Origin of the sequence: Clostridium coskatii, from assembly GCF_001675205.1 — a bacterium.
In the GTDB taxonomy this organism is placed as follows: domain Bacteria; phylum Bacillota; class Clostridia; order Clostridiales; family Clostridiaceae; genus Clostridium_B; species Clostridium_B ljungdahlii.
In genome coordinates, this window is the sequence record NZ_LROR01000071.1 from 1 (window position 1) to 20,826 (window position 20,826).

Consider the following 20,826-nt stretch of genomic DNA (forward strand, 5'->3'; position numbering starts at 1 on the left):
AGAATCAAAGAGAAACTAGGATGGATGAGTCCTGTTGAATACAGACTCAGCCTCTTGGCTGCATAAATTAGCGAGGCAGCCGAAACTGTCTCGCTAATAAAGTCTAACTTTTAGGGGTCACCTCATTGATTTTGATAGTGTTTTTACTATATTTATTACTTATATTTAGGTATTTCAAATTCTAATGTTAAATTAGAACCTGCTGTTATATCCTGCATTTCCTTTATTATATTTGGTATTTGTTTATATGCCCAAGATATATCTGTAGCATACTCATGCTGTCCGGGATTTCCAGGATCCCACCTCATTTTATAAAGAGTGTTTTGATTTGTTGATGGATTGTTTATATACCACTTTCCTATCCACTGTGCTCCACCTGAAATAGCACTCTCTACAGTAGTCCATCCATTCTCATATGCAGTTTTAGTCCCATTTAAAACAGCATTATCGTCTGTAGCATTTATTCCAAAGAAATTATATACAGGTACTCCATAAATATAATTTCCATTGCTATCCGTTGCTCCACCATTTGCAAGCTTAGAAGTACCATTTCCTGTTTCAAGCATAGCATGTGAAACTAAATAAGCTACGCTTATATTATTATTTTTAGCTGCATCTAAAAATGCTTGTCCTTTTCCATCAAAAATTCCTTTTCCTTTTAGAAAATTATTTAGGCTATCTGCTGTAACGCCATCAGCATATGTAAGCTTTAAAAATTGATATTTACCATAACTGTCAAGAAAATTATTAGGATCCGCATAATATTTTATCTGATTTTTAGTTGCAGCATTGTCCATTACATTAGCTGCTACAAATACAGGTGTACTATCTGAATTTAATTGCGTATTTACCATATCATCTAAAGATATATCATAGTTTGCATATTCATTTGACCCAGCATCTATACTATCCACACATCTAAAGTAATCTACAAAATAATTATCATACTCTGTATTTCCATCTTTATGGGCTCCAGTAGCTCCTGTCCTTTTCACATAAATTACCGCTTTGTATTTTTGACCGTTAGTACCTGCACTCAACGTTTTTAAAGCTGTTATTTTTCCGCTATCCTCGCTAGTGTATCCATTTGTAAGTTCAGTATAATTTCCATCCTTGTCATTTTGTCCATTTACAAAAATTCTGTACTGTACATCTGATGAGCTATCACATTGTATAAAAAACCCTTGTTTCTCAGATGACAAAAGTGGTGCATATTCAAATTTATTGGAAGTTATCTTAGGAAGATCTGTATAACTTGTCCCATCTGAATATTTATTACTTGTAGTAAACTGCATACTTAAAGGATTGGACAAATTTTTTCCTGAAACTGATTTTAATCCTTCCCCTATAACAAGATTATATTTTTCACTTGGATCATATCCTGATACCTTAGGACTTACCAATACAGTACTTGGATCATTTCCCAAAGTTACTGCCACAGGAACCTGAACATTATTTTTATCAGTAACTTGTATATTAGTACTATTTACAGTACTTGGCTCCAAATTGCTGCTGAATTTAACAGTCCACTCTTTATTGGTATCAATATTTATCCTAGGAGATCCCAGCGAAGAATCTGCAGATACCTTAAATTGAAAAGCCACTAGTGCAAAAGCTGCTGTTATTATAAGTGTCTTTACATTCTTATTCAATTTTTACCCCCCAAAATATCTTAATTATAATTATCCTATTACTTGAACGTATTACCCTAGATAAAAGTCTTTACTTATTGGCATTTTCGTAATTACTATTTGTAAGTCGTCTTTTAAATTCATTCATTCCATATCTTTCACTTACATATACTCTGTGCAAAGTATATATTCCTTGGTCTTTATTAGCCCACCCCCCTGCTGTAGTAAAAGCCATGCTATATCCTTCTGCCTTTAAAGCTTTTATAGCATTTTCATTCCATTTGCCATAAGGATATGCAATATACTTTACTTTTTTATTAAGAAGTTTTTCTAAGAATTCCTTTGAATCTTTTAAAGTCTGTATTTGTTTGTCATAAGTTAACCTATCCAGCTTATCATGATTTACGGTGTGGCTTTCAATATCCATACCATAACTATCCATCTGCTTCAACTCACTAGAAGTTAAAAAATCTTTCTCATTATTTATACTACTTGTAATCATAAACACGGTAGCCTTAAATCCAAACTCCTTTAAAACAGGAAAAGCATTTTCATAGTTATCCTTATATCCGTCATCAAGAGTTATCACTACAGATTTATTAGGTACTGGTTTATTATAAGCTAAAAAATTATAAAGTTCATTTAAAGTAAGGGTGGTATATCCATTATCCTTTAAATACTTCATCTGTTCTCTAAATCTTTCCTTTGGCACCCTTAATTCATTTCCCTTTTCATAATCTATGGAATGATAATATAAAATAGGAATAGATTGAGAGTTATATTTTATATTTTTCCCTGTAAATTCTCTATCCTTAACGTGTTCTACCTTTTTTATATTTGTTTGATTTTTTTTATCAGACTTTACATTTGATTTATTATCGACCTTTTTTTGGTCATTTGAAGATACAAGTTTATTTTTGTAAACACTATGTGCGCCAATTATAAAGAAAATCAATAAAACTAGAGCAATTAAACCTTTTATATTTTTGTTTTTCATATTATCGCTTCTTTCCAACCTAACCTGGATGGTACCCTCACTTTTCTCATTAGTTATATAGATTACAAATTTTCCAGTAAATAAAGTAGGCTTTTTCCTAAATTTATTATATCAAACAATCATATACATAAAAAGTTTAATTTCAAAAGTCTATAAGCTGATTTTTTGCTTTAAGCTATTGTTTTAAATTCATATCCCTGATCTTTTAGATATTCGATAATCTGAGGTAATGCTCTAGCTGTTTCTTCTTTACCATAAGTATCATGCATAAGTATAACAACTTTTTGTTGTGAACCCACACTTCTTTTTACGTGTTCTAAAAGCTGATCTGCATTTTTTCTTCTTCCTTCTGCATCAAAATCATAGGCATTCCAATCTATGCTGTACATACCTTTTTCCTTTAGTCTTGCATTAAATTCATTTAAATTAGGATCGTGATAGTATGCCCTTGACATATAACCTCCTGGAAGTCTTAGTACTCTAGTATTAAAGTCTTGTCCAACAATATTTCTTATAGCTGTATTATCCTGTTCAACTTCTGCCATAACAGTACCTACATCAAGTCTATTTCCAGGATACAACTTTCTCATACTGTGTGTATAAGTATGATTTCCAATAGCATGTCCCTCTTTTAGTATTTCTTTTACTAGTTCCTTACTTTTTTCATTTTTTTCTACATTTTCTCCTAGCAGACAAAAAGTTGCTTTCACATTATAATTTTTCAAAGTATTCAATATTATTGGTGTCACAGTAGTAGAAGGTCCATCATCAAAAGTTAGAAATGCTATCTTCTTTCCATCATTTGGAGCTTTATTGTCCAATATATCTTTTACTTTTTGTGCATCATAAGTATATTTCATTCCATCTTCAGATACATTATGTCTAATGTTTTTGTTCTTATCTGAATCTTGTTTATTACTACTTTTCACATTACTTTTAGATGTCTTTTTCTCACTAACTTCACTCCCAGCTTTTTTATCAGCAGATATTACCTTATTAGTTTTTGATTTATTCCCATGAAAATAATTATATCCTCCATAGGACAAGCCAAAGACTACAATTAATCCAAGTAACATCAATCCACCATTTTTTAAAATCTTACTAAAGTTGTTCCTTGTTGTCATTATATATTATCTCCCATCCACTTTTATTAAATTAAACTCCGCATAAAAATCCTTTCTCTAACATATTAAAACATGTATCTTCATTTTTGTTAAACAAAATATTAACAAAGTGTAAATTATTTTAGCTTTCGTTACATTTATAAGACCTATTGTACGTTTGATTCGAAATAAAAACTATATTCAACATTATCCACAACATTATTACATATTTTGTGGATAACATGTTATTTTTAAATAATATAAGTTATCTTTTTCCTCTAATTTTCTGTCTAGGATAAAATTTAAAATATAATACAAGTATCTTATTACTGCTATATTAAAAAAATACCTCCGAATAATAGCCATAGGTACTGCATATCTAATAATATGATAAATACTACTAGTTGTTGACTTTTCCACATTATCCACAGATAATATGTTAATAAGTTGTGTTATTAACGTATTATCTCTAAAACAAAATTTGTTTACATGTTATTTTTATATCATTTATCCACATTATCCACAATTTTGTGGACAATATGTGGATAACATATTATTTAGTAACAAATTTAACCCTATATCCATATAATATTATTAACCACATAGTCACAAAGCTCATAAAACACAACTAACATTTTCCAATACAAAACAATATACCTTTTTATCTCAAAAATTAAGGGGATTACCTGTCCCCTTAATTTTATAATTGCAATTGATTAAATATTTTTGGTAATTTTCTTAACATATTTTTAAACTTATGTTATTATTATAGTAAGATCTTTTTATGGAAGGTGAGGTTATTTATGAAAGATAACGTTATCAAGGTAGATTTTTCAAGAAATAGGAAAAAAGATCCATTTTCACTTCTATTACTAATAAAGAAAACTTATAAAAAATTCTTTTACTCTATGTTTAAATCCTATAAAACAAAAGATAAAAATAATAAAAATATAATTCGAAGTTTTAAAGATATATCTTAAGGTGCCATTAAGTGCACCTTTTTATTATGTGTGTTAAAATATAATAAAAATATCTAGGAGGAATTAAATGTGAAAATCGGGCTTGGTTATGATGTCCATAAATTAGTTTATAATAGACCTCTTATTTTAGGAGGCGTAAATATCCCTTTTGAAAAAGGTCTTATGGGACATTCAGATGCAGATGTACTTCTTCATGCAATAATGGATAGTCTCCTTGGAGCCTTGTGTCTAGGTGATATCGGCAAGCATTTCCCTGATAATGATAATAAATATAAGAACATATGTAGTCTTAAATTGCTGTCACATGTATCAGCTTTGATTAAAGAAAAAGGATATACTATAGGGAACATAGATTCTATTATAATAGCCGAAAAGCCTAAACTTTCTTCATACATACAAGATATGAGGGTAAATATAGCTAAAACTCTAAATGTAACTACAGCCGTAATAAGTGTAAAAGCCACTACAGAGGAAGGTCTTGGCTTTACCGGCAAAGGAGAAGGCATAGCCGCTCAAAGCATCTGTTTGTTAACAGCTAATTCAAAATAAGCTGCCCATAAACAGGGTGCATGGGAGTGCTATATCAGGTAGTCATCGGATAAAAAATAACTTACCTAAATTTAATTTGATAAATCTAGGTAAGTTGCATGAAGTATCACGATAAACTCATTTTTATCCCTTCTACTTTCCTTCATAGTTATTTACTATATTTTGAACTAGTTTCTTAATTGCACTCGCCTGGCAAATTAAAGACATTACCACAAAAAAGATACCTATCCTCTCTTCATCATCAGATTTTAAGTCCATATCCTTTACCATGTCTTGAAATTTTTGTTCATTAAAATGTTCTTTACTCATCAAATCATCAAGGCTATTGTTATGCAAATCTGAAAATATCTTATAGGCTTTTTCCCAAGATATTATATCATCTTCTCCATCGTTTATCTCATTAAAGGCAAGTCTAAAAACCTTTTTTATTTCCTCTGTGGTTAATATAGGTCTCATATAACTTAATAAAATAAGCTGTGTCAAATGAACTTTTGTATATCCCCTTTTTTTCCCATCTTCGGGTTTAGATATGACTTCATTTTTAATATAATTCTGTACTATATTATTTGTGTATTTTTCACCCTGAAACTTATCATTTAGATAGTCTGTAACTTGAGATAAAAATAAATCATACCTTGGCAAATCCTCATAAGGTACTATAGTATTATCTGATATATTCTTAGCAACTTTGTTTATATATTCCATGCCAAATTTGTGTTCTTTCATTATTTACAACCTCCAAAATAACAGTTATTTTAACCTTAAAAAACCATATTAATATTATATGTTATATATATATTCTTTACAAACTAACTATTTATTAAATCCACGGGAATTTGTTACATTTTCTATATATATCATGATAAACCATAATAAATCCTATTAAACCGTCTTAAATTGCCCAAAATAAGTTAATCTAATACTTGTTATAAGTTATATAATACTGTATAATGCTCTCATACTTAATGTTATAAAAATTTAATAATATTAATATCCACTAGCTATAAATATTATGTTACCATATAAGAAAAGATTATTTTCTTTAAGGGGGTGGCTAAAGTTAAGTTAAATAAAAAACTTTTTATTATATCATTAGTGATGGCTTTTTTGTTCTTATCAGTAGATTTGTTTACACCACAGGGAAATATCTTAAACATAAATAACAATACTGTATATGCAAGAAGCTCTGGTGGATTTAAATCAAGTGGATTTTCACACAGCACAAGTAGTTTTTCACATAGTAGTAGTTCCAAATCTTCTGGTGGTAGTTTTAAATCGGGTAGCTTTTCTTCCCCTAACTCTACCTATAAACAAAAAAATAGCAGTAATAGTTCTGGAGGAGATTTTAAGTCAGGCAGTTTTTCTAATACACCTAATTCTTCTTCAAAATCTAGTAATCAAAATACTAACCAAAATAATTCTGGCTCCGGTCAAAATTATAGCAGTAGAAGTCATAGGTCCTTTTTTCCTATACCTATACCCATCCCTATACCCTGGGGACACAGCTCTAGCTATTATGGATATGGTGGAGGTCATAGTCTTTTAGCAAACTTCTTTTGGGGCTTTGTTAAATTTGTAATATTAATTTTAATATTACTATTTATTATAAGAAAGATAAAAAAATTTAGAAATAGAAAATAATGAGGAGGATTTTTTATGGGAGTATTAAAAAGAGTATCAAATATTTTTAGGGCAAAAGTAAACAATACTTTAGATGATATTGAAAACCCTATTGAATTACTTGATCAAAAACTAAGGGATATGGATGACAGCCTAAACAAAGCTAAATTATCATCAGCACAAATACTAGGTAATGTTCATGAAATTGAAAAGAAAATGGAAGAATCAAAAAGAGTATCTACTGAATTTGATGAAAAAGTAAAACTTGCAATGAGTAAAGGAAATGAAGAATTAGCTAAAAAGGCTCTAGCTAGGAAATTAGAAGCTGATAAAAGTTACAGTTCTTTAGAAGCCAGTTACAAAGATGCTTGCCAAAAAGCTGAAGCAGTTAAAAGTAAGTTAAAAGAACTAGAAGAAGAAATACACAAAACTAGAGTATATAGAGATGAGGCTGCAGCAAGATTTAATAATGCAGAAGCCTCTAAAAAAGTAAATGAAATACTATCTAATGTAGAAACAGGAAGCAATAAAATAAATATTGATGACATCGAAAGAAAAATTCAAAAGAAAGAATCTTTGGCTGAAGGCCTTGGAGATTTAAGAGAAGAAGATTCTTTAGAAAAAGAATTTAAAAAATTAGATGAAGTTGACCTTGATAAAGAATTGGAAAAATATAAACAAAATTAGGTGATATCATGAGTAAAGCTAACCAGTTCTTAAAATGTGAAAAAGATAAGTACGGCAAAATATTTGTAGCTATAAATTATGCTATAGATAACATTTCTCCTTTTTTAGATAAAGATATTTTAAATAGGAGAAAATATGTATCCAAAATATCAACCTTAAAAAAATATATAGATTTAATTGAAGCTGCACAAGGTGAACTTGATACAGGAGGCTTTTTAAACAAGCTAAAAAGTGATAAATATATTTCTTTACTAGAAGATTATAAAAATGATAATTTAGAATCTTTATTCCAACTTGAGAAATGCAGCACCTGTCAATGCCTTAACTGTACTTCAGATTGTAAATTTGACAGTTGCCTTGGATGTAAAAGTGGTTCTAAAATCGTAAATTGTGATAAAAAGAAGATAAACATTACAAGGCATGATAGCTTTTCTTTAAATCTTACTAACGATAAAACTGGTGAAAGTGATAGGTATACAGTACTAGCCGTTCTTCAAGATGTACAATTAGACAGAAAGTATATAATAATAGAAAATACCTTATCTAAAGAAAAATTTATTCTGTATTATTATCCTGGGATTTCAGAAGACAGTTATGGAGAAATTTCCGATGCAGAAGAATTTGACTTTATAGTCTCAACTTTTCAAAGTATAGAAGAATAAACGAATTTTCAGACACTTGTCCACAGAAATCATGAACTTATCAACATTTTCTGTGGATAAGTTATAAATATTGATATTAATACAACACTTCTAATCAAATTTCAACTTTTATATATTAGCATAAACAAAATTCTAATTTATCAATTCATAGTGTCATAAGCAAGAACTTATCCACAATGTGGATAAGTTCTTGCTTAGTTTAAATATAATTGTTATTTATCTTAACTCTTAAATAATTTAATGCTTCTTCTCTAGTTTGTATTTTTCCTAAATATCTAAGTCTTATCACATCTTCAAGAGCATTTTTTACCTCAGGCCCTGATATATTTAAAATCTGAATAACATCATTTCCATTTAAAATCTTATTCTCGTTTATACTGCAGTATAATTCATACTCTTTTAGCATATCTTCAATAAACATTTTAAATCTAACTTTCTCATTTTCAACATCCAAAAGCATTCTTGTAGCATAGTTATCACAATATGCAGCAGTTAGTATTTCTATTATATATCCATCATATTTTGAAAAAAACTTATAAAAATCATTCTTCTTATCTTTAGAATTTTGTTTAAAAATCTTTAGCGGATACATATGGCCCTCTACTATATTCTCTATATAGCTTTCTGCTTTTTTTGGGAATTTCATGTTCCTACAGAAATTCCTAGCTATAGCAGCTCCTTTCATTTCATGTCCCCAAAAACTTACTTTGTCTCCGTCCTTTCTATAAGCCTCATATTTACCAATATCATGCAAAAAGCAAGCTAAAGACATATACTCTCTCAACTTAAAGTCACCTATTTTATCTTGAAACACATGTAAATTTAATCCCTTAACACTTACCTTACCATTTAAGATATTCTTAAATACACAATAAGTTAAATTCATATGAGTAAATACGTCTTCTATATGATATGCACATTTTCCTATAGTTTTTAATTCTTCTATATAAGGTATAATATTTTTTAGTATTCCATAGTTATCTAAAACTTCAAAAGCCTTTCCATAATCATCCCTTTCCAATATAAGCATAAATTCTTTAAAGACTCTTTCCATAGGCATATCCATTATTTTGTAACATAATTTTTCAATGCATTTTTCCGTATCTAAATTAAAATGCATTCCATAAGATATACAAAATCTAATACCTCTAAGTATCCTGATGGGATCATTTTCTAAGCTCATATCCGTTACACTTTTAATTATTCTATTATCAATAGATCTTCTTCCATAAAAGGGATCAATAACTTTAACTTTATCTCCACTAAGTTTTATAGCTATAGCGTTCATAGTAAAATCTCTTTTCTTCAAATCCTCCTCAATAGAATCCCCCTCCATGAGAGATATATCTATCGAATTATTTCCTAGCATACATCTATATATACCTATTTCCTGCTTTATAGGGAAAAATTTATATTGTCTATTTTCGAGTTCCTCCATAAATTTTTCAATATTTCCGTTAAATATAAAATCTATATCCTTTGGTTGAGCTGTTATACTAATTAATCTATCTCTTATATACCCACCAACTAAATAAACTTCTCCTCCTACTTTACTTATTACTTCTCTTGTGCTTTTAATAAAGTCTTTCACATAATCCAAATTAATCACCTACTTACTTATTATTTTATCACATAGAAATACTCTATTTCTATAAATAAAATTTCCTTTTTTTAAAATTATCAACATTATGTGTCTAAATTACAGATATATTTGGGTAAAACTAATTCCCATACAACCTGCTCTACTTCTATTTATTAAATCGTACATCTCTTATTTTAATATAAATACTCTCTTATATCCATATAGATTATCAATATTAAATTTCTTATCGAAAATTTCGACTTTAAATATTTAATTATCCATTTAGTTACTATTTTATAAAAAATATTTTTTCAAATTTCCTGATTTTGTACTTAATTTTAATATTAATTTCTTACATTTAAATCCTTGTTTATCATATATTATAAACTTTTATTAATATTGTTATTGACTTTTGAATATTATGGTAGTATATTAACTTTAGATGGAATTTGATTAGAAATTTGTAAAATGTTTTATGAAATTATATTGACTTTTAATGTAATTTTTGCTATTATCTAATTATAGTCGTGTCGAATTATGGAATTAGAGGAGGAAAATCAATGAAATCAACAGGTGTTGTAAGAAGAGTAGACGAGCTAGGAAGAATTGTCATTCCTATAGAATTGAGGAGAACTTTAGACATTGCTGAAAAAGATGCCTTAGAAATATATGTAGATGGTGAACAAATTATATTAAAGAAGTATGAGCCTGCATGTATCTTCTGCGGTGACGCAAGAGACGTTGTAAATTATAGAGGTAAGAATATCTGCAAAAGTTGTTTAAATGAATTAAAAGAAGGCAAATAATTATTATTTAAAAGACCTGCATTATAATTATAATGTAGGTCTTTTTTCTATATTCAACTTATAAATGAATATTACGTTAAGATAGCCATTGAACAATTTAAGGTAAAAAAAACATAGCTAAATTTCCTAAATACAAAATGGATTTAACTATGTATGTATATTTAAATTTAAAAATAATATGTCATTAAATTATTATCTAACTCTTCTTCCACCCGTAAAATCTGATCTATTGTCCAAAGATGCTATTTTAACTACATCTCCTGTTTTAGGTGCATTAATAAACTGTCCACCACCTACATATATTCCTACATGATACGCTGGAGAACCAAAGAAAACCAAATCTCCTGGCTGAAGTTCATCTCTTGACACAGCTGTACCTACCGTTTGCTGTTCCTGCGAAGTTCTTGGCAAATCAATTCCAAAATGGGCATATACATATTGAACCAATCCTGAACAATCAAATCCTGAAGGAGATGTTCCTCCCCATACATATGGAACTCCTAAAAAGTTAGAAGCATATGCTACTACTGCATCAGATGATGCTATAGAACTTCCGCCTCTTGAAGCACTTTGTTGAACATTACTTGCAGCTGAAGCAACTGCTTTTAGAGTTGCTTGATTAGCAACTTCTAAAGACTTTTCTTGTGCATCTAAGGATGCTATTACATTTTTTGCACTTTCTTTATCACTATTAAGCTTGGCCAACTTTTTTTCATTTTCTGACTTTAGTGCCAATAGCTTATTATTTTCATTATTTAATTTTTCTTTTCCATTAGCTAATTGCTCTTTTTTATCTTTTAAATTTCCTATAACATTCTTATCAAAACCCATTACTTTTTTAACATTATCTACCCTAGATATAAAATCATTTAAATTATCTGCATTCAATATTACTCCCAGGTAACTACTTATGCCATTTATGTACATAGCCTTTACTCTTTGATTGAACACTTGCTGCTGATTTTCCATATTTTTTTGGGCGGAATCTATATTAGCTTGAGTTTGTTTTATATTATTAGAAATTGAGGCAATACTCTTCTTATTATTTTCTAAGTCATTCATAGTCTGTGTTATCTGGTTGTCCATTTTTTCAGCTTTAACTTCCAATTCCTGCTTTTGTTGTTTAACCTGCTCTAATGAAGTCGATGAACTTGATGCACTTGGCGCGGCTAAAACATTTGCCCCTGTTGACAATGCCAAAGTTAACGCAATTGCAACAGATAAGGTTCTTTTATTCAAAACTTTTCTACCTCCTCGTAAAATATTTAATAGCTTACAAATTTGAACTTCTCATAACCCCTAAAATCTGAGATTAGTAAGTAACGTATATCTATTATAACATTAAATTGATATGTACCTCAACACATGTATAAAATTTTCAGAAGAAATATTGCAAATTTTAAATAAAGTCAAATATTATTTTAATAATTTATTAATTATATTTTATGTTTATTAACAATTTTTCATAAAAAATATGTAAATTTTAAACTTGCCTTTATTTTCTAACTATAGGCCTAAAAATTCTTATAAAATTCACATTTGGAAAGTTTCCTGTTTTCTATTTACCACATCGTATCTTTTATGTTTATATCTGTAAAACAAAAAACATAGCTAAATTCTCAAGTACAAAATGGATTTAGCTATGTATGTATACTGAAATTTAAAAAAATATGTCACTCAATTATTATTTAACTCTTCTTCCACCTGTAAAATCTGATCTGTTATCTAAAGCTGCTATTCTAACTGAAAGCCCAGTACGTGGTGCTTCAATAAACTGACCATCACCTACATACATTCCTACATGATATGCTGGAGAACCAAAGAAAACTAAATCTCCCGGCTTAAGCTCATCTCTTGATACAGGTGTGCCTACATTTTGCTGTTCCTCTGAAGTTCTTGGCAAATTAATTCCAAAGTTTGCATATACATATTGAACTAATCCTGAACAATCAAACCCTGAAGGAGATGTTCCTCCATATACATAAGGAACTCCTAAAAAGTTAGAAGCATATGCTACTACTGCATCAGATGATATTATGGTACCTCCTCTTGAAGCACTAACATTACTTGCAGCTGAAGCAATTGCCTTTAAAGTTGCTTGATCAGTAATTTCTAAAGACTTTTCTTGTGCATCTAAAGATGCTATTACATTTTTTGCACTTTCTTTATCACTATTAAGCTTGGCCAACTTTTTTTCATTTTCTGACTTTAGTGCCAATAGCTTATTATTCTCATTATTTAATTTTTCTTTTCCATTAGCTAATTGCTCTTTTTTACTTTTTAAATTGCCTACAACATTCTTGTCAAAACTCATTACTTTTCCGACATTATCTACTCTAGATATAAAATCGTTTAAATTATTTGCATTTAATATTGCTCCCAGATAACCACTCATGTTATTTGTATACATAGCCTTTGCTCTTTGATTAAATACTTTCTGCTGGCTTTCTATACTAGCTTGCACAGAATCTATATTAGCTTGAGTTTGTTTTATGCTATTAGAAACTGAGGCAATACTTTTTTTATTATTTTCTAAGTCATTCATAGTTTGTATTACTTGGTTGTCCATTTTTTCAGCTTTAACTTCCAATTCCTGCTTTTGTTGTTTAACCTGCTCTAATGAAGTTGATGAACTTGATGCACCTGGCGCGGCTAAAACATTTGCCCCTGTTGACAATGCCAAAGTTAATGCAATTGCAACAGATAAGGTTCTTTTATTCAAAACTTTTCTACCTCCTCGTAAAATACTTAACAGCTTACAAATTTCAGCCCCTTATAACCATAAAAAACTCAAATTCGCAAATAACATGTTTCCATTATACCATTAAATTGGTATATACCTCAACACATATAGAAAATTTATATCAGGGACATTATAAGTTTTTAATAAAATCAGCTTCTTTTTTAGTAATTTACTACTCATATTCTATATTTATTAACGATATTTAATAAATGTTATACAAATTTTAAGCTTACTTTTTTCTTATTATAGGTTTAAAGAATACTTATAAACTTCAGATTTCGAAAGTTTTCTATCCTTAGCTACTTTTTTTATAGCTTCTTTTTTATCTAATCCATCTTCCATATACATTTTTATATGTTTTTCTATAGACAAGTTTATCCATTTTTCACTTTCTTCTCTTAAAAGTTCTTTTTCATCCTTACCTTCTACTACCAGTACAAATTCCCCTTTTGCATTATTACTTTCATAATAATTCATAGCTTCTTCTAATGTAAATCTCAATATTTCTTCATGAACCTTTGTAAGCTCTCTACAAATGCCTATATGTCTATTACCTAGGACGGTTGCTAATACTTCTAAAGTGCTTGTCAGTCTATGGGGTGCTTCATAAAATATCAATGTTTCAGTTCTATTTTTTACACCCTCTAGTATACTTCTCCTATCTTTATTTTCCCTAGGTAAAAATCCAATGAATGTAAACCTTGACGTATCCAGACCCGAGTAAACCAAAGCCGTTGTTACTGCAGTGGCACCAGGCAGGACTTCAAATTCTATTCCCTGTTCTATACAACTCTTTACCATAATGCTCCCTGGATCTGATATACCTGGTGTCCCAGCATCACTTACTAATGCTATATCTTTACCATCTTTCAACTTTTGTATTAATAATTTGCTTTTCTCATTTTCGTTGTATTTATGGCAACTTATAAGTGGTTTTTTTATATTGAAATGATTTAATAGCTTTAAACTCTGTCTGGTATCTTCTGCTGCTATTAAATCTACATTTTTAAGGGTATCAAGAGCTCTTAAGGTTATATCACTTAAATTTCCTATAGGAGTTGCCACTAAAAAAAGTTTTCCCATCACACATTATCTCCTTAAACATCTTCCGTATATTCTATCAATTTCATCTGTATAGCTTCCATCTAATTTATGTACACATATAGGTACTCCCCATTTTAAAAACGGCTTTCCATTATTTTGTCCCTCTATAAGTACCATATTAGGTGCCCTGTTAACACATGGCTGTACCATTGTCATCAGCTTTGGTTCTATATTGTATTTCCTCATAGTGTACATTATATCTACAAGCCTATCCGGTCTATGGATCATATATAGCTTTCCATTATCTTTTAATAAAACCTTTGCTGCCTTTATAACATCTTCTAATGTACAGCATATTTCATGCCTTGATATTGCATTTTCGTATTGGGCATTTGTGATTCCCGAATTTTTTAATTTATAAGGTGGATTTACCGTTACTACATCCGCTTTTTGTAATTTTTTTAAAAATTCAAAATCTACTAAATCTCTGTGAATAAATTCAACTTTTTTCTCCATGCCATTAAAAATTACAGAACGAGTTGCCATATCTACCATATCTTTTTGAATCTCCATACCTATTATATGCTGAGCCTTTGTTTTACCAGCTATTATAAATGGTACTATCCCTGTTCCACTGCACAAATCAATTATATTCATTTTAGGTTTAATCTTAGCAAAATTTGCAAGTAAAACAGCATCCACTCCAAACCTAAAGCTATTTTTTTTCTGTATAATACATATTCCATTTATTTGTAGATCATCTAATGTTTCATCACTTCTCACTAACTTCAATTTCACTTAAACATCCTCACTTATAAAATTTATTTTACACAAGTTTACACATTAACTTAAATTGTAATTTAAATAAAATATGTTGTCAAATACTAGATACTTAACTATCATTAATTTTTGTAAAAAATAAAATCCCATTAAAATTAAGGGATTTAATAAATAATATATTACTAACTATGTTTAATGTTGTTGAGATTGATTTACCTTTTGTTGATCTGTAGTTGTAATCTGTGAGGTACCCTGCGAACTGTTAGTGCTGCTGCTTGTACTATTTCCACGTTCAATACTGTTAAATTTATTGCTTTCTATAATTATATCTACTCTCCTATTTTTAGCTCTATTTGCATCTGTAGAGTTATCAGTAACTGATCTGTATTCTCCATAGCCTACTGATGTAAGCTTTTCAGGTTTAATACCTACTTTATTTTGTAAAAATTGAGTTACATTAGCTGCTCTAGCACAAGATAACTGCCAATTAGATGCATATTCATTATTGCTAATAGGCACATTATCCGTATGTCCTTCCACCCTTATGGAATTTCCCATTTGATTTATCATTTTTCCTATTCCCATTAATGTATTTTGGATTTCAGGTTTTATTTCTGCTTTTCCTGTATCAAAAAACAAGGTATTACTTAAACTAACAACAAGACCTCTTTCATCTATCTGTGAGCTTACACTTTGACTTAATCCGTTAGCTGCAAGATATGAGTCCACTTGCTTTTTTAATTGCTTTAATTTATTTGCTTCCATCTTAACCTGTTCTTCAGATTGGTCACTTTCAGTTGGCTTATCTACTGTTTTAACACTATCTTTAACACTAGAAGTATTATCAGCACCTATTATTGTTTTTCCTCCTCCCATTGCTATACTGAGAGATTGAGAAAGTTTATTATATTTAGTCTGATCTACCTGGCTCATAGCATACATAACTACAAAGAATATCATAAGAAGCGTCATAAAATCAGCATAACTAAGCATCCATCTTTCTGCACTTGGTCCTTCATCTGGTTTTTTATTTTTCTTCTTCATAATTCAGCCTTCCCATCCATTCCTTCATATTTTGCCAATTCCTGCTTGTTCAAAAATCCTTTTAATTTTTCTGCTATAGTATTTGGATTTATGCCTTCTTGAATATATAATATTGCTTCAATTATAAGAGTTTTTTCCTTAACTTCCTTTTCATCTTGCTGCTTTAATCTATTGCCTAATGGAAGCCATAATAAATTTGCAGATCCTATACCATATAATGTAGCCAAAAATGCACTTCCTATTTTACCACCTAAGCTAGCTGTATCTGTAAGGCTACCTAAAATATGAACCATTCCCATAACTGTACCTATGATACCCATCGTAGGCCCATATCCTCCTGCACTCTCAAATACACTTGCCCCCTGCTTATGTCTCTCAGATGTAGATTCAAGTTCCAATTCTAGTATATCTCTTACAGCTTGAGGATCTACCCCGTCTACTACAAGCTGAAGACCTTTTTTTATAAAAGGATCTAAATTAGGGTCATTGGATATTTCACCTTCCAAACTTAACAAACCATTTTTTCTAGTTTTATAGGATACATCTTTAAAATATAAAATTAAATCAACTAAACTTGCTTTTCTAGGATTAAAAATTACTTTAAATATTTTAGGCACTCTTTTTAATACATCTAACGGAAATGATAAAGCTACAGCTCCAAACGTTCCACCAAAAACTATTACAGCTGCTGCACCGCCGAAAAGTGCCGTTGGGTTTCCTCCATCCATCACAAAACCAGCTGTTACTGCAGCAATTCCAAATATCGTAAATATGACAACAGATATATCCATTTTTCCCTCCATCTAGTACATTTTCTAACTATAATTTATTTAATCTCCTATCTATATTAATTATTCGTGTAAAATAACTTACTCTTTATACAGAATTTGATATTTATATAAATTAAAAAGGCCACCTTATGGTGACCTCCTAACAACTAGCTTTCTTCAACTGGTGCTCCTACTGGACAAACATTAGCACAGTTTCCACATTCTATACATTTTTCTGGATCTATTACAAATTGACTATCTCCTTGGCTTATAGCATCAGCTGGACATTCTGAAGCACATGAACCACAACTTACACAATCCTCTGTAATTTTATATGCCATCTTATGTAACACCTCCTTAATTTTTAGATAATGTTTTCATCCCCTGTATTTTATCACATTTGTTATAATTTTAAAAGATAATTTTAGGCATTTGAAAGAAAATAACAAGTCAAAGATGCAGCGAATATTTTTTATCAGATAAGGAGGCAGGTTCCGCAGATAGTGAATCCTATCTAAGGGTTCTACCCACGCAATATGATAAAAAATAGGCTAGCATACTGACTAGTTATTTCTTTGAAAATGCCTTATAATACTGCATAACCTAAATCTTCTATACACTGGATAATTTTATTCTCTGTTATAAAGTAATTATCATATACTATACTTACTTTTCCTTTTTCTTTATTTATTTGGCAGGCTATTACCCCTTCACTACTGGAAATAACTTTTCTTATTTTATTAACATCCTCAGAAGTACGTATATTAGGAATTTTAAATACTGATTTCATATGTTCCTCCTTAATCCTCCTTAAACAATTGTTTAATCATATCTGCATCTTCTGTTTCTTCATCAATTTTTATCTCATTTTCATCTATATTGCCTTCAAATCCTCCTGAAATTACTTTAATTTCACTTATAGGCACTTCTTTTACTATATCATCACCATCTTCAACTTTTATCTTTATTTTAATGCTTTCCTTTACTACAGAGTTATCTATAACTTCTCCCCTTCCATCAGGTGTACTAACTACAGACCCTACCTTAGGCAACTTCTGTCTTATTTTTTCATAAGTATCTTGTTCATAATTCAAACAACACATAAGTCTTCCGCATATTCCTGATATTTTAGTAGGATTCAATGACAAATTTTGTTCTTTTGCCATTTTTATAGAAACAGGTACAAAATCGCCTAAAAACGTAGAACAACACATAGCTCTGCCACAAGGCCCAAGGCCCCCTATCATTTTTGCCTCATCTCTTACTCCTATTTGTCTAAGTTCTATTCTTGTTCTAAATATGGATGCAAGATCTTTCACCAATTCTCTAAAATCTACTCGTCCGTCAGCTATAAAATAGAATATAACTTTATTGTTGTCAAAAGTATATTCTACATCTATAAGCTTCATATTTAATTCATGTTGTTGTATTTTTTCAATACATATATCAAAAGCCTTTTTCTCTTTTTCTTTATTTTCATTATATTTTTGTATATCTTCTTCTGTAGCTATTCTTAAAACACTTTTAAGTGGTGAAACTATATCACTCTCTCTTATATCTTTTGGTTCTATGACACACTCGCCAAATTCTATTCCCCTTGCTGTTTCTACTATTACACTATTTTCTCTTTTTATATTTAAATTACCTGGTGAAAAATAATATATTTTACCGGCCTTTTTAAAACGTACTCCTATAACTGTTACCATATTTTTATACCTCCTGCATTTTCACCAACATAGAATTAAAAACTAAAGTTCTATTTACATTGCTTTCTAACTTTTCTCTAGTATCCTTTACTATATTAATAATATCATTCAACTTATTAAATGAAAACATTTCTCCTATGGTCTTTATATCTTCAAATTTATCAATATTTATAATAAACTTCCTATTACCCGTTTCTTTGTATACAAGTACATCTCTTATATATGACAAAATACAGGTTAGTACTTCCTCCCATTCATAATTGTCTTTAGCTATATAATCTGACAGCTTTAAACAGGAACTAAAATTCTCATGACATAATTCTTTAAATATATTTAAAATTATATTTCTCATTTCACTTAAAGATATATCCGAAATAAATTTTTGTGCTCTTCCAGGTATTCCATCACTAAACGCTAAGACAGATCTTAATTCTTCAGTAGATAAGTTAGGAAATTTGGCATTTAAAAAAGTCTCCATTTCTTTTTGACTTAACCTATTAAGTTTATATACTTGACATCTCGACTTTATGGTGTCCAATATTCCATCTAGCTTTTCACATAAAAGTAACATAAAGCTTCCACTGGGAGGTTCCTCTATAGTTTTTAATAACGCATTTTGAGCTGCTTCTGTCATTTTATCAGAATTATATAGTATTATTACTTTTTTGTCACCTTCGTAAGGTTTTTTATTTATTTCTTCTATTATATTTTTTACTTCTTCTATTCCAACGGACTTTTTACCTTTTGCTATTTTAAATTCAATTATATCCACATACTGTTTCATTTGCTTTTTTCCCAATATATCTAAAGCTATTTCTTTAGCAAGAAGACTTTTACCTATCCCATCTTCTCCTACAAAAATATGGGCATGAGAAAACCTATTGGAAGTTACAGAATTTTTTATCTGGAGCTTTATATTCTCATGCCCTATTATATTGCAAAATTCCAACTCAGTATACCTCCCATTAAATCTTTACAAACTTATCTACATCTACTACAAATATATTTGCTCCTCCAACTTCTACCTCCACAGGATAGGGCATATATACCCCTGTGGAACTTGCTACAGATGAAGGAGTTGTTATAATTTGATTTCTTGTTTTACATACGTCCTCTATATGGGCTATTACTTTATCAACGTCTTCTTCTTCCACTCCTATGAGCAAAGTTGTATTACCAGCTCTTAAAAATCCGCCTGTAGTTGCAAGTTTAGTAACCCTAAATCCACCTTCTGTTAAAATTTCCAAGAGATCAGTAGCATCATCATCTTGAACAATGGCTATAATTAATTTCATAAAACATCACCTCTTGTAATTTATTTTACAAACAATTGCCTAAATTTCTCAAATTAACTTATATTTATTATACCATAAGTACTTATTATCTCATATAACTGAAACTTTTAATTAATACATTAACTTTTTACTATAGTATTTTTTTTATCAAATCATATATATCTTCGTGAATTTTATCTACAGTCTTTATTTCACTACCTTCTATACATGAAATTTTATTCCAATTATATTTATCTACAATATGTATAGCATTTTTATAAGAATTAACCAGATACTCATAATCTCTCTCATGTATGTCCTTTTCTGCATTACCCGTAAATTTATTATTCCTCTTAGTCATAAGTTTTTTACTATATTCAGGAGGCATATCCAAAAATATAACACAATCTGGTACAGGAAGTCTAAATATATCAAATTCAAAATTCCAGAGCCATTTTAAAAACTTATTTTTCTCTTCTAAATCATCAATTTTAGAAGCTTGATGTATCATATTAGCTGTTGTATATCTATCTGCAAGTATTATTCCACCATTTTCATAAAACTTTTTCCACTCCATCTTATAAGATGCAAATCTATCTACTGCATAAAATGTTGAAGCCGCATATGCACTTACATCTTCAGGTTTTTTTCCAAAGTCTCCATTTAAATACATTCTTACTAAAGCTGAAGATTCACTATTATAATTAGGATATTCTATTTTTTTTAAATTATAATTTTCATTTAAAAGCCTTTTATAAAGTTTTTCTGTCTGCGTAGCTTTTCCGCTGCCGTCACATCCTTCTATGACTATAAGTTTTCCTTTTTGTAAACTCATTCGCTTTCCTCCA

23 protein-coding genes are annotated in these 20,826 nt (G+C 29.6%); 6 read left to right on the top strand and 17 right to left on the bottom strand.

All coding sequences use genetic code 11. The features are described 5' to 3' along the window. Positions 1-155: 155 nt before the first annotated feature. From CLCOS_RS17125 to CLCOS_RS17135, 3 genes are all read right to left on the bottom strand, one after another. A complete protein-coding gene (locus CLCOS_RS17125) occupies positions 156-1,652 on the bottom strand; it encodes a glucosaminidase domain-containing protein (RefSeq protein WP_063602510.1) in 1,497 nt (498 codons plus the stop codon). A gap of 70 nt (positions 1,653-1,722) precedes the next feature. After that, positions 1,723-2,628: a polysaccharide deacetylase family protein gene (locus CLCOS_RS17130; protein ID WP_029170201.1), complete on the bottom strand. Its 906-nt coding sequence runs from the start codon at positions 2,626-2,628 to the stop codon at positions 1,723-1,725. A 170-nt stretch (positions 2,629-2,798) separates the two neighbouring features. Next, positions 2,799-3,752 (bottom strand): polysaccharide deacetylase family protein, encoded by a 954-nt coding sequence (locus CLCOS_RS17135; protein ID WP_063602511.1) that lies wholly within the window; start codon positions 3,750-3,752, stop codon positions 2,799-2,801. A gap of 782 nt (positions 3,753-4,534) precedes the next feature. Here CLCOS_RS17135 and CLCOS_RS22540 point away from each other — a divergent pair. After that, positions 4,535-4,711 (top strand): hypothetical protein, encoded by a 177-nt coding sequence (locus CLCOS_RS22540; RefSeq protein ID WP_013236848.1) that lies wholly within the window; start codon positions 4,535-4,537, stop codon positions 4,709-4,711. A gap of 69 nt (positions 4,712-4,780) precedes the next feature. Beyond that, positions 4,781-5,260 (top strand): 2-C-methyl-D-erythritol 2,4-cyclodiphosphate synthase, encoded by a 480-nt coding sequence (gene ispF / locus CLCOS_RS17140; protein ID WP_063602512.1) that lies wholly within the window; start codon positions 4,781-4,783, stop codon positions 5,258-5,260. Positions 5,261-5,392: 132 nt separating this feature from the next. Here the strand turns inward: ispF and CLCOS_RS17145 are convergent, their stop codons facing one another. Continuing rightward, the gene (locus tag CLCOS_RS17145) at positions 5,393-5,986 is read right to left on the bottom strand and encodes a DUF1836 domain-containing protein (RefSeq protein ID WP_063602513.1); all 594 of its coding nucleotides are present in this window, start codon (positions 5,984-5,986) and stop codon (positions 5,393-5,395) included. A gap of 372 nt (positions 5,987-6,358) precedes the next feature. On the opposite strand from CLCOS_RS17145, the gene CLCOS_RS17150 reads away from it, so the two are divergent. The 3 genes from CLCOS_RS17150 to CLCOS_RS17160 are packed head-to-tail and all read left to right on the top strand — an operon-like array spanning position 6,359 to position 8,229. After that, positions 6,359-6,901, top strand: a complete 543-nt coding sequence (locus CLCOS_RS17150) for a hypothetical protein (protein ID WP_242872340.1) — start codon at positions 6,359-6,361, stop codon at positions 6,899-6,901. A gap of 15 nt (positions 6,902-6,916) precedes the next feature. After that, positions 6,917-7,567 carry a PspA/IM30 family protein gene (locus CLCOS_RS17155; protein ID WP_013236844.1) on the top strand — a complete coding sequence of 217 codons (651 nt, stop codon included), beginning with the start codon at positions 6,917-6,919 and terminating at the stop codon, positions 7,565-7,567. A gap of 8 nt (positions 7,568-7,575) precedes the next feature. After that, positions 7,576-8,229 (top strand): hypothetical protein, encoded by a 654-nt coding sequence (locus CLCOS_RS17160; RefSeq protein WP_063602515.1) that lies wholly within the window; start codon positions 7,576-7,578, stop codon positions 8,227-8,229. 199 nt (positions 8,230-8,428) lie between these two features. Here the strand turns inward: CLCOS_RS17160 and CLCOS_RS17165 are convergent, their stop codons facing one another. After that, complete coding sequence (locus CLCOS_RS17165) at positions 8,429-9,838, bottom strand: HDIG domain-containing metalloprotein (RefSeq protein WP_242872341.1); 1,410 nt, start codon at positions 9,836-9,838, stop codon at positions 8,429-8,431. Between the two features lie 533 nt (positions 9,839-10,371). On the opposite strand from CLCOS_RS17165, the gene CLCOS_RS17170 reads away from it, so the two are divergent. Then, positions 10,372-10,617 carry an AbrB/MazE/SpoVT family DNA-binding domain-containing protein gene (locus CLCOS_RS17170; RefSeq protein ID WP_013236841.1) on the top strand — a complete coding sequence of 82 codons (246 nt, stop codon included), beginning with the start codon at positions 10,372-10,374 and terminating at the stop codon, positions 10,615-10,617. Between the two features lie 192 nt (positions 10,618-10,809). On the opposite strand, the gene CLCOS_RS17175 is transcribed toward CLCOS_RS17170, so the two are convergent. From CLCOS_RS17175 to CLCOS_RS17230, 12 genes are all read right to left on the bottom strand, one after another. After that, on the bottom strand, positions 10,810-11,856 hold the full coding sequence (locus tag CLCOS_RS17175; RefSeq protein WP_013236840.1) for an NlpC/P60 family protein: 1,047 nt from the start codon (positions 11,854-11,856) through the stop codon (positions 10,810-10,812). Between the two features lie 445 nt (positions 11,857-12,301). Next, positions 12,302-13,339, bottom strand: coding sequence for an NlpC/P60 family protein (locus CLCOS_RS17180; protein WP_063602516.1), 1,038 nt, complete (start codon positions 13,337-13,339; stop codon positions 12,302-12,304). 264 nt (positions 13,340-13,603) lie between these two features. Continuing rightward, positions 13,604-14,443, bottom strand: a complete 840-nt coding sequence (gene rsmI, locus CLCOS_RS17185; RefSeq protein ID WP_013236838.1) for a 16S rRNA (cytidine(1402)-2'-O)-methyltransferase — start codon at positions 14,441-14,443, stop codon at positions 13,604-13,606. A gap of 6 nt (positions 14,444-14,449) precedes the next feature. Next, positions 14,450-15,202, bottom strand: a complete 753-nt coding sequence (locus CLCOS_RS17190) for a tRNA1(Val) (adenine(37)-N6)-methyltransferase (RefSeq protein WP_082853643.1) — start codon at positions 15,200-15,202, stop codon at positions 14,450-14,452. A gap of 174 nt (positions 15,203-15,376) precedes the next feature. Continuing rightward, positions 15,377-16,228, bottom strand: a complete 852-nt coding sequence (locus CLCOS_RS17195) for an OmpA/MotB family protein (RefSeq protein WP_013236836.1) — start codon at positions 16,226-16,228, stop codon at positions 15,377-15,379. Further along, positions 16,225-17,019: a flagellar motor protein gene (locus CLCOS_RS17200; RefSeq protein ID WP_013236835.1), complete on the bottom strand. Its 795-nt coding sequence runs from the start codon at positions 17,017-17,019 to the stop codon at positions 16,225-16,227. Before CLCOS_RS17200 ends, CLCOS_RS17195 begins: the two co-directional genes overlap by 4 nt. Positions 17,020-17,165: 146 nt before the next feature. Further along, a complete protein-coding gene (locus tag CLCOS_RS17205; protein ID WP_013236834.1) occupies positions 17,166-17,339 on the bottom strand; it encodes a DUF362 domain-containing protein in 174 nt (57 codons plus the stop codon). Between the two features lie 245 nt (positions 17,340-17,584). Beyond that, the gene (locus CLCOS_RS17210) at positions 17,585-17,788 is read right to left on the bottom strand and encodes a heavy-metal-associated domain-containing protein (protein WP_013236833.1); all 204 of its coding nucleotides are present in this window, start codon (positions 17,786-17,788) and stop codon (positions 17,585-17,587) included. Positions 17,789-17,798: 10 nt separating this feature from the next. Further along, positions 17,799-18,704 (bottom strand): PSP1 domain-containing protein, encoded by a 906-nt coding sequence (locus CLCOS_RS17215; protein WP_013236832.1) that lies wholly within the window; start codon positions 18,702-18,704, stop codon positions 17,799-17,801. A 4-nt stretch (positions 18,705-18,708) separates the two neighbouring features. Continuing rightward, positions 18,709-19,653, bottom strand: coding sequence for a DNA polymerase III subunit delta' (locus CLCOS_RS17220; RefSeq protein WP_013236831.1), 945 nt, complete (start codon positions 19,651-19,653; stop codon positions 18,709-18,711). Between the two features lie 16 nt (positions 19,654-19,669). Then, a complete protein-coding gene (locus CLCOS_RS17225) occupies positions 19,670-19,999 on the bottom strand; it encodes a cyclic-di-AMP receptor (protein WP_013236830.1) in 330 nt (109 codons plus the stop codon). Between the two features lie 130 nt (positions 20,000-20,129). Continuing rightward, positions 20,130-20,813 (bottom strand): dTMP kinase, encoded by a 684-nt coding sequence (locus tag CLCOS_RS17230; protein ID WP_013236829.1) that lies wholly within the window; start codon positions 20,811-20,813, stop codon positions 20,130-20,132. Between the last annotated feature and the right edge of the window lie 13 nt (positions 20,814-20,826).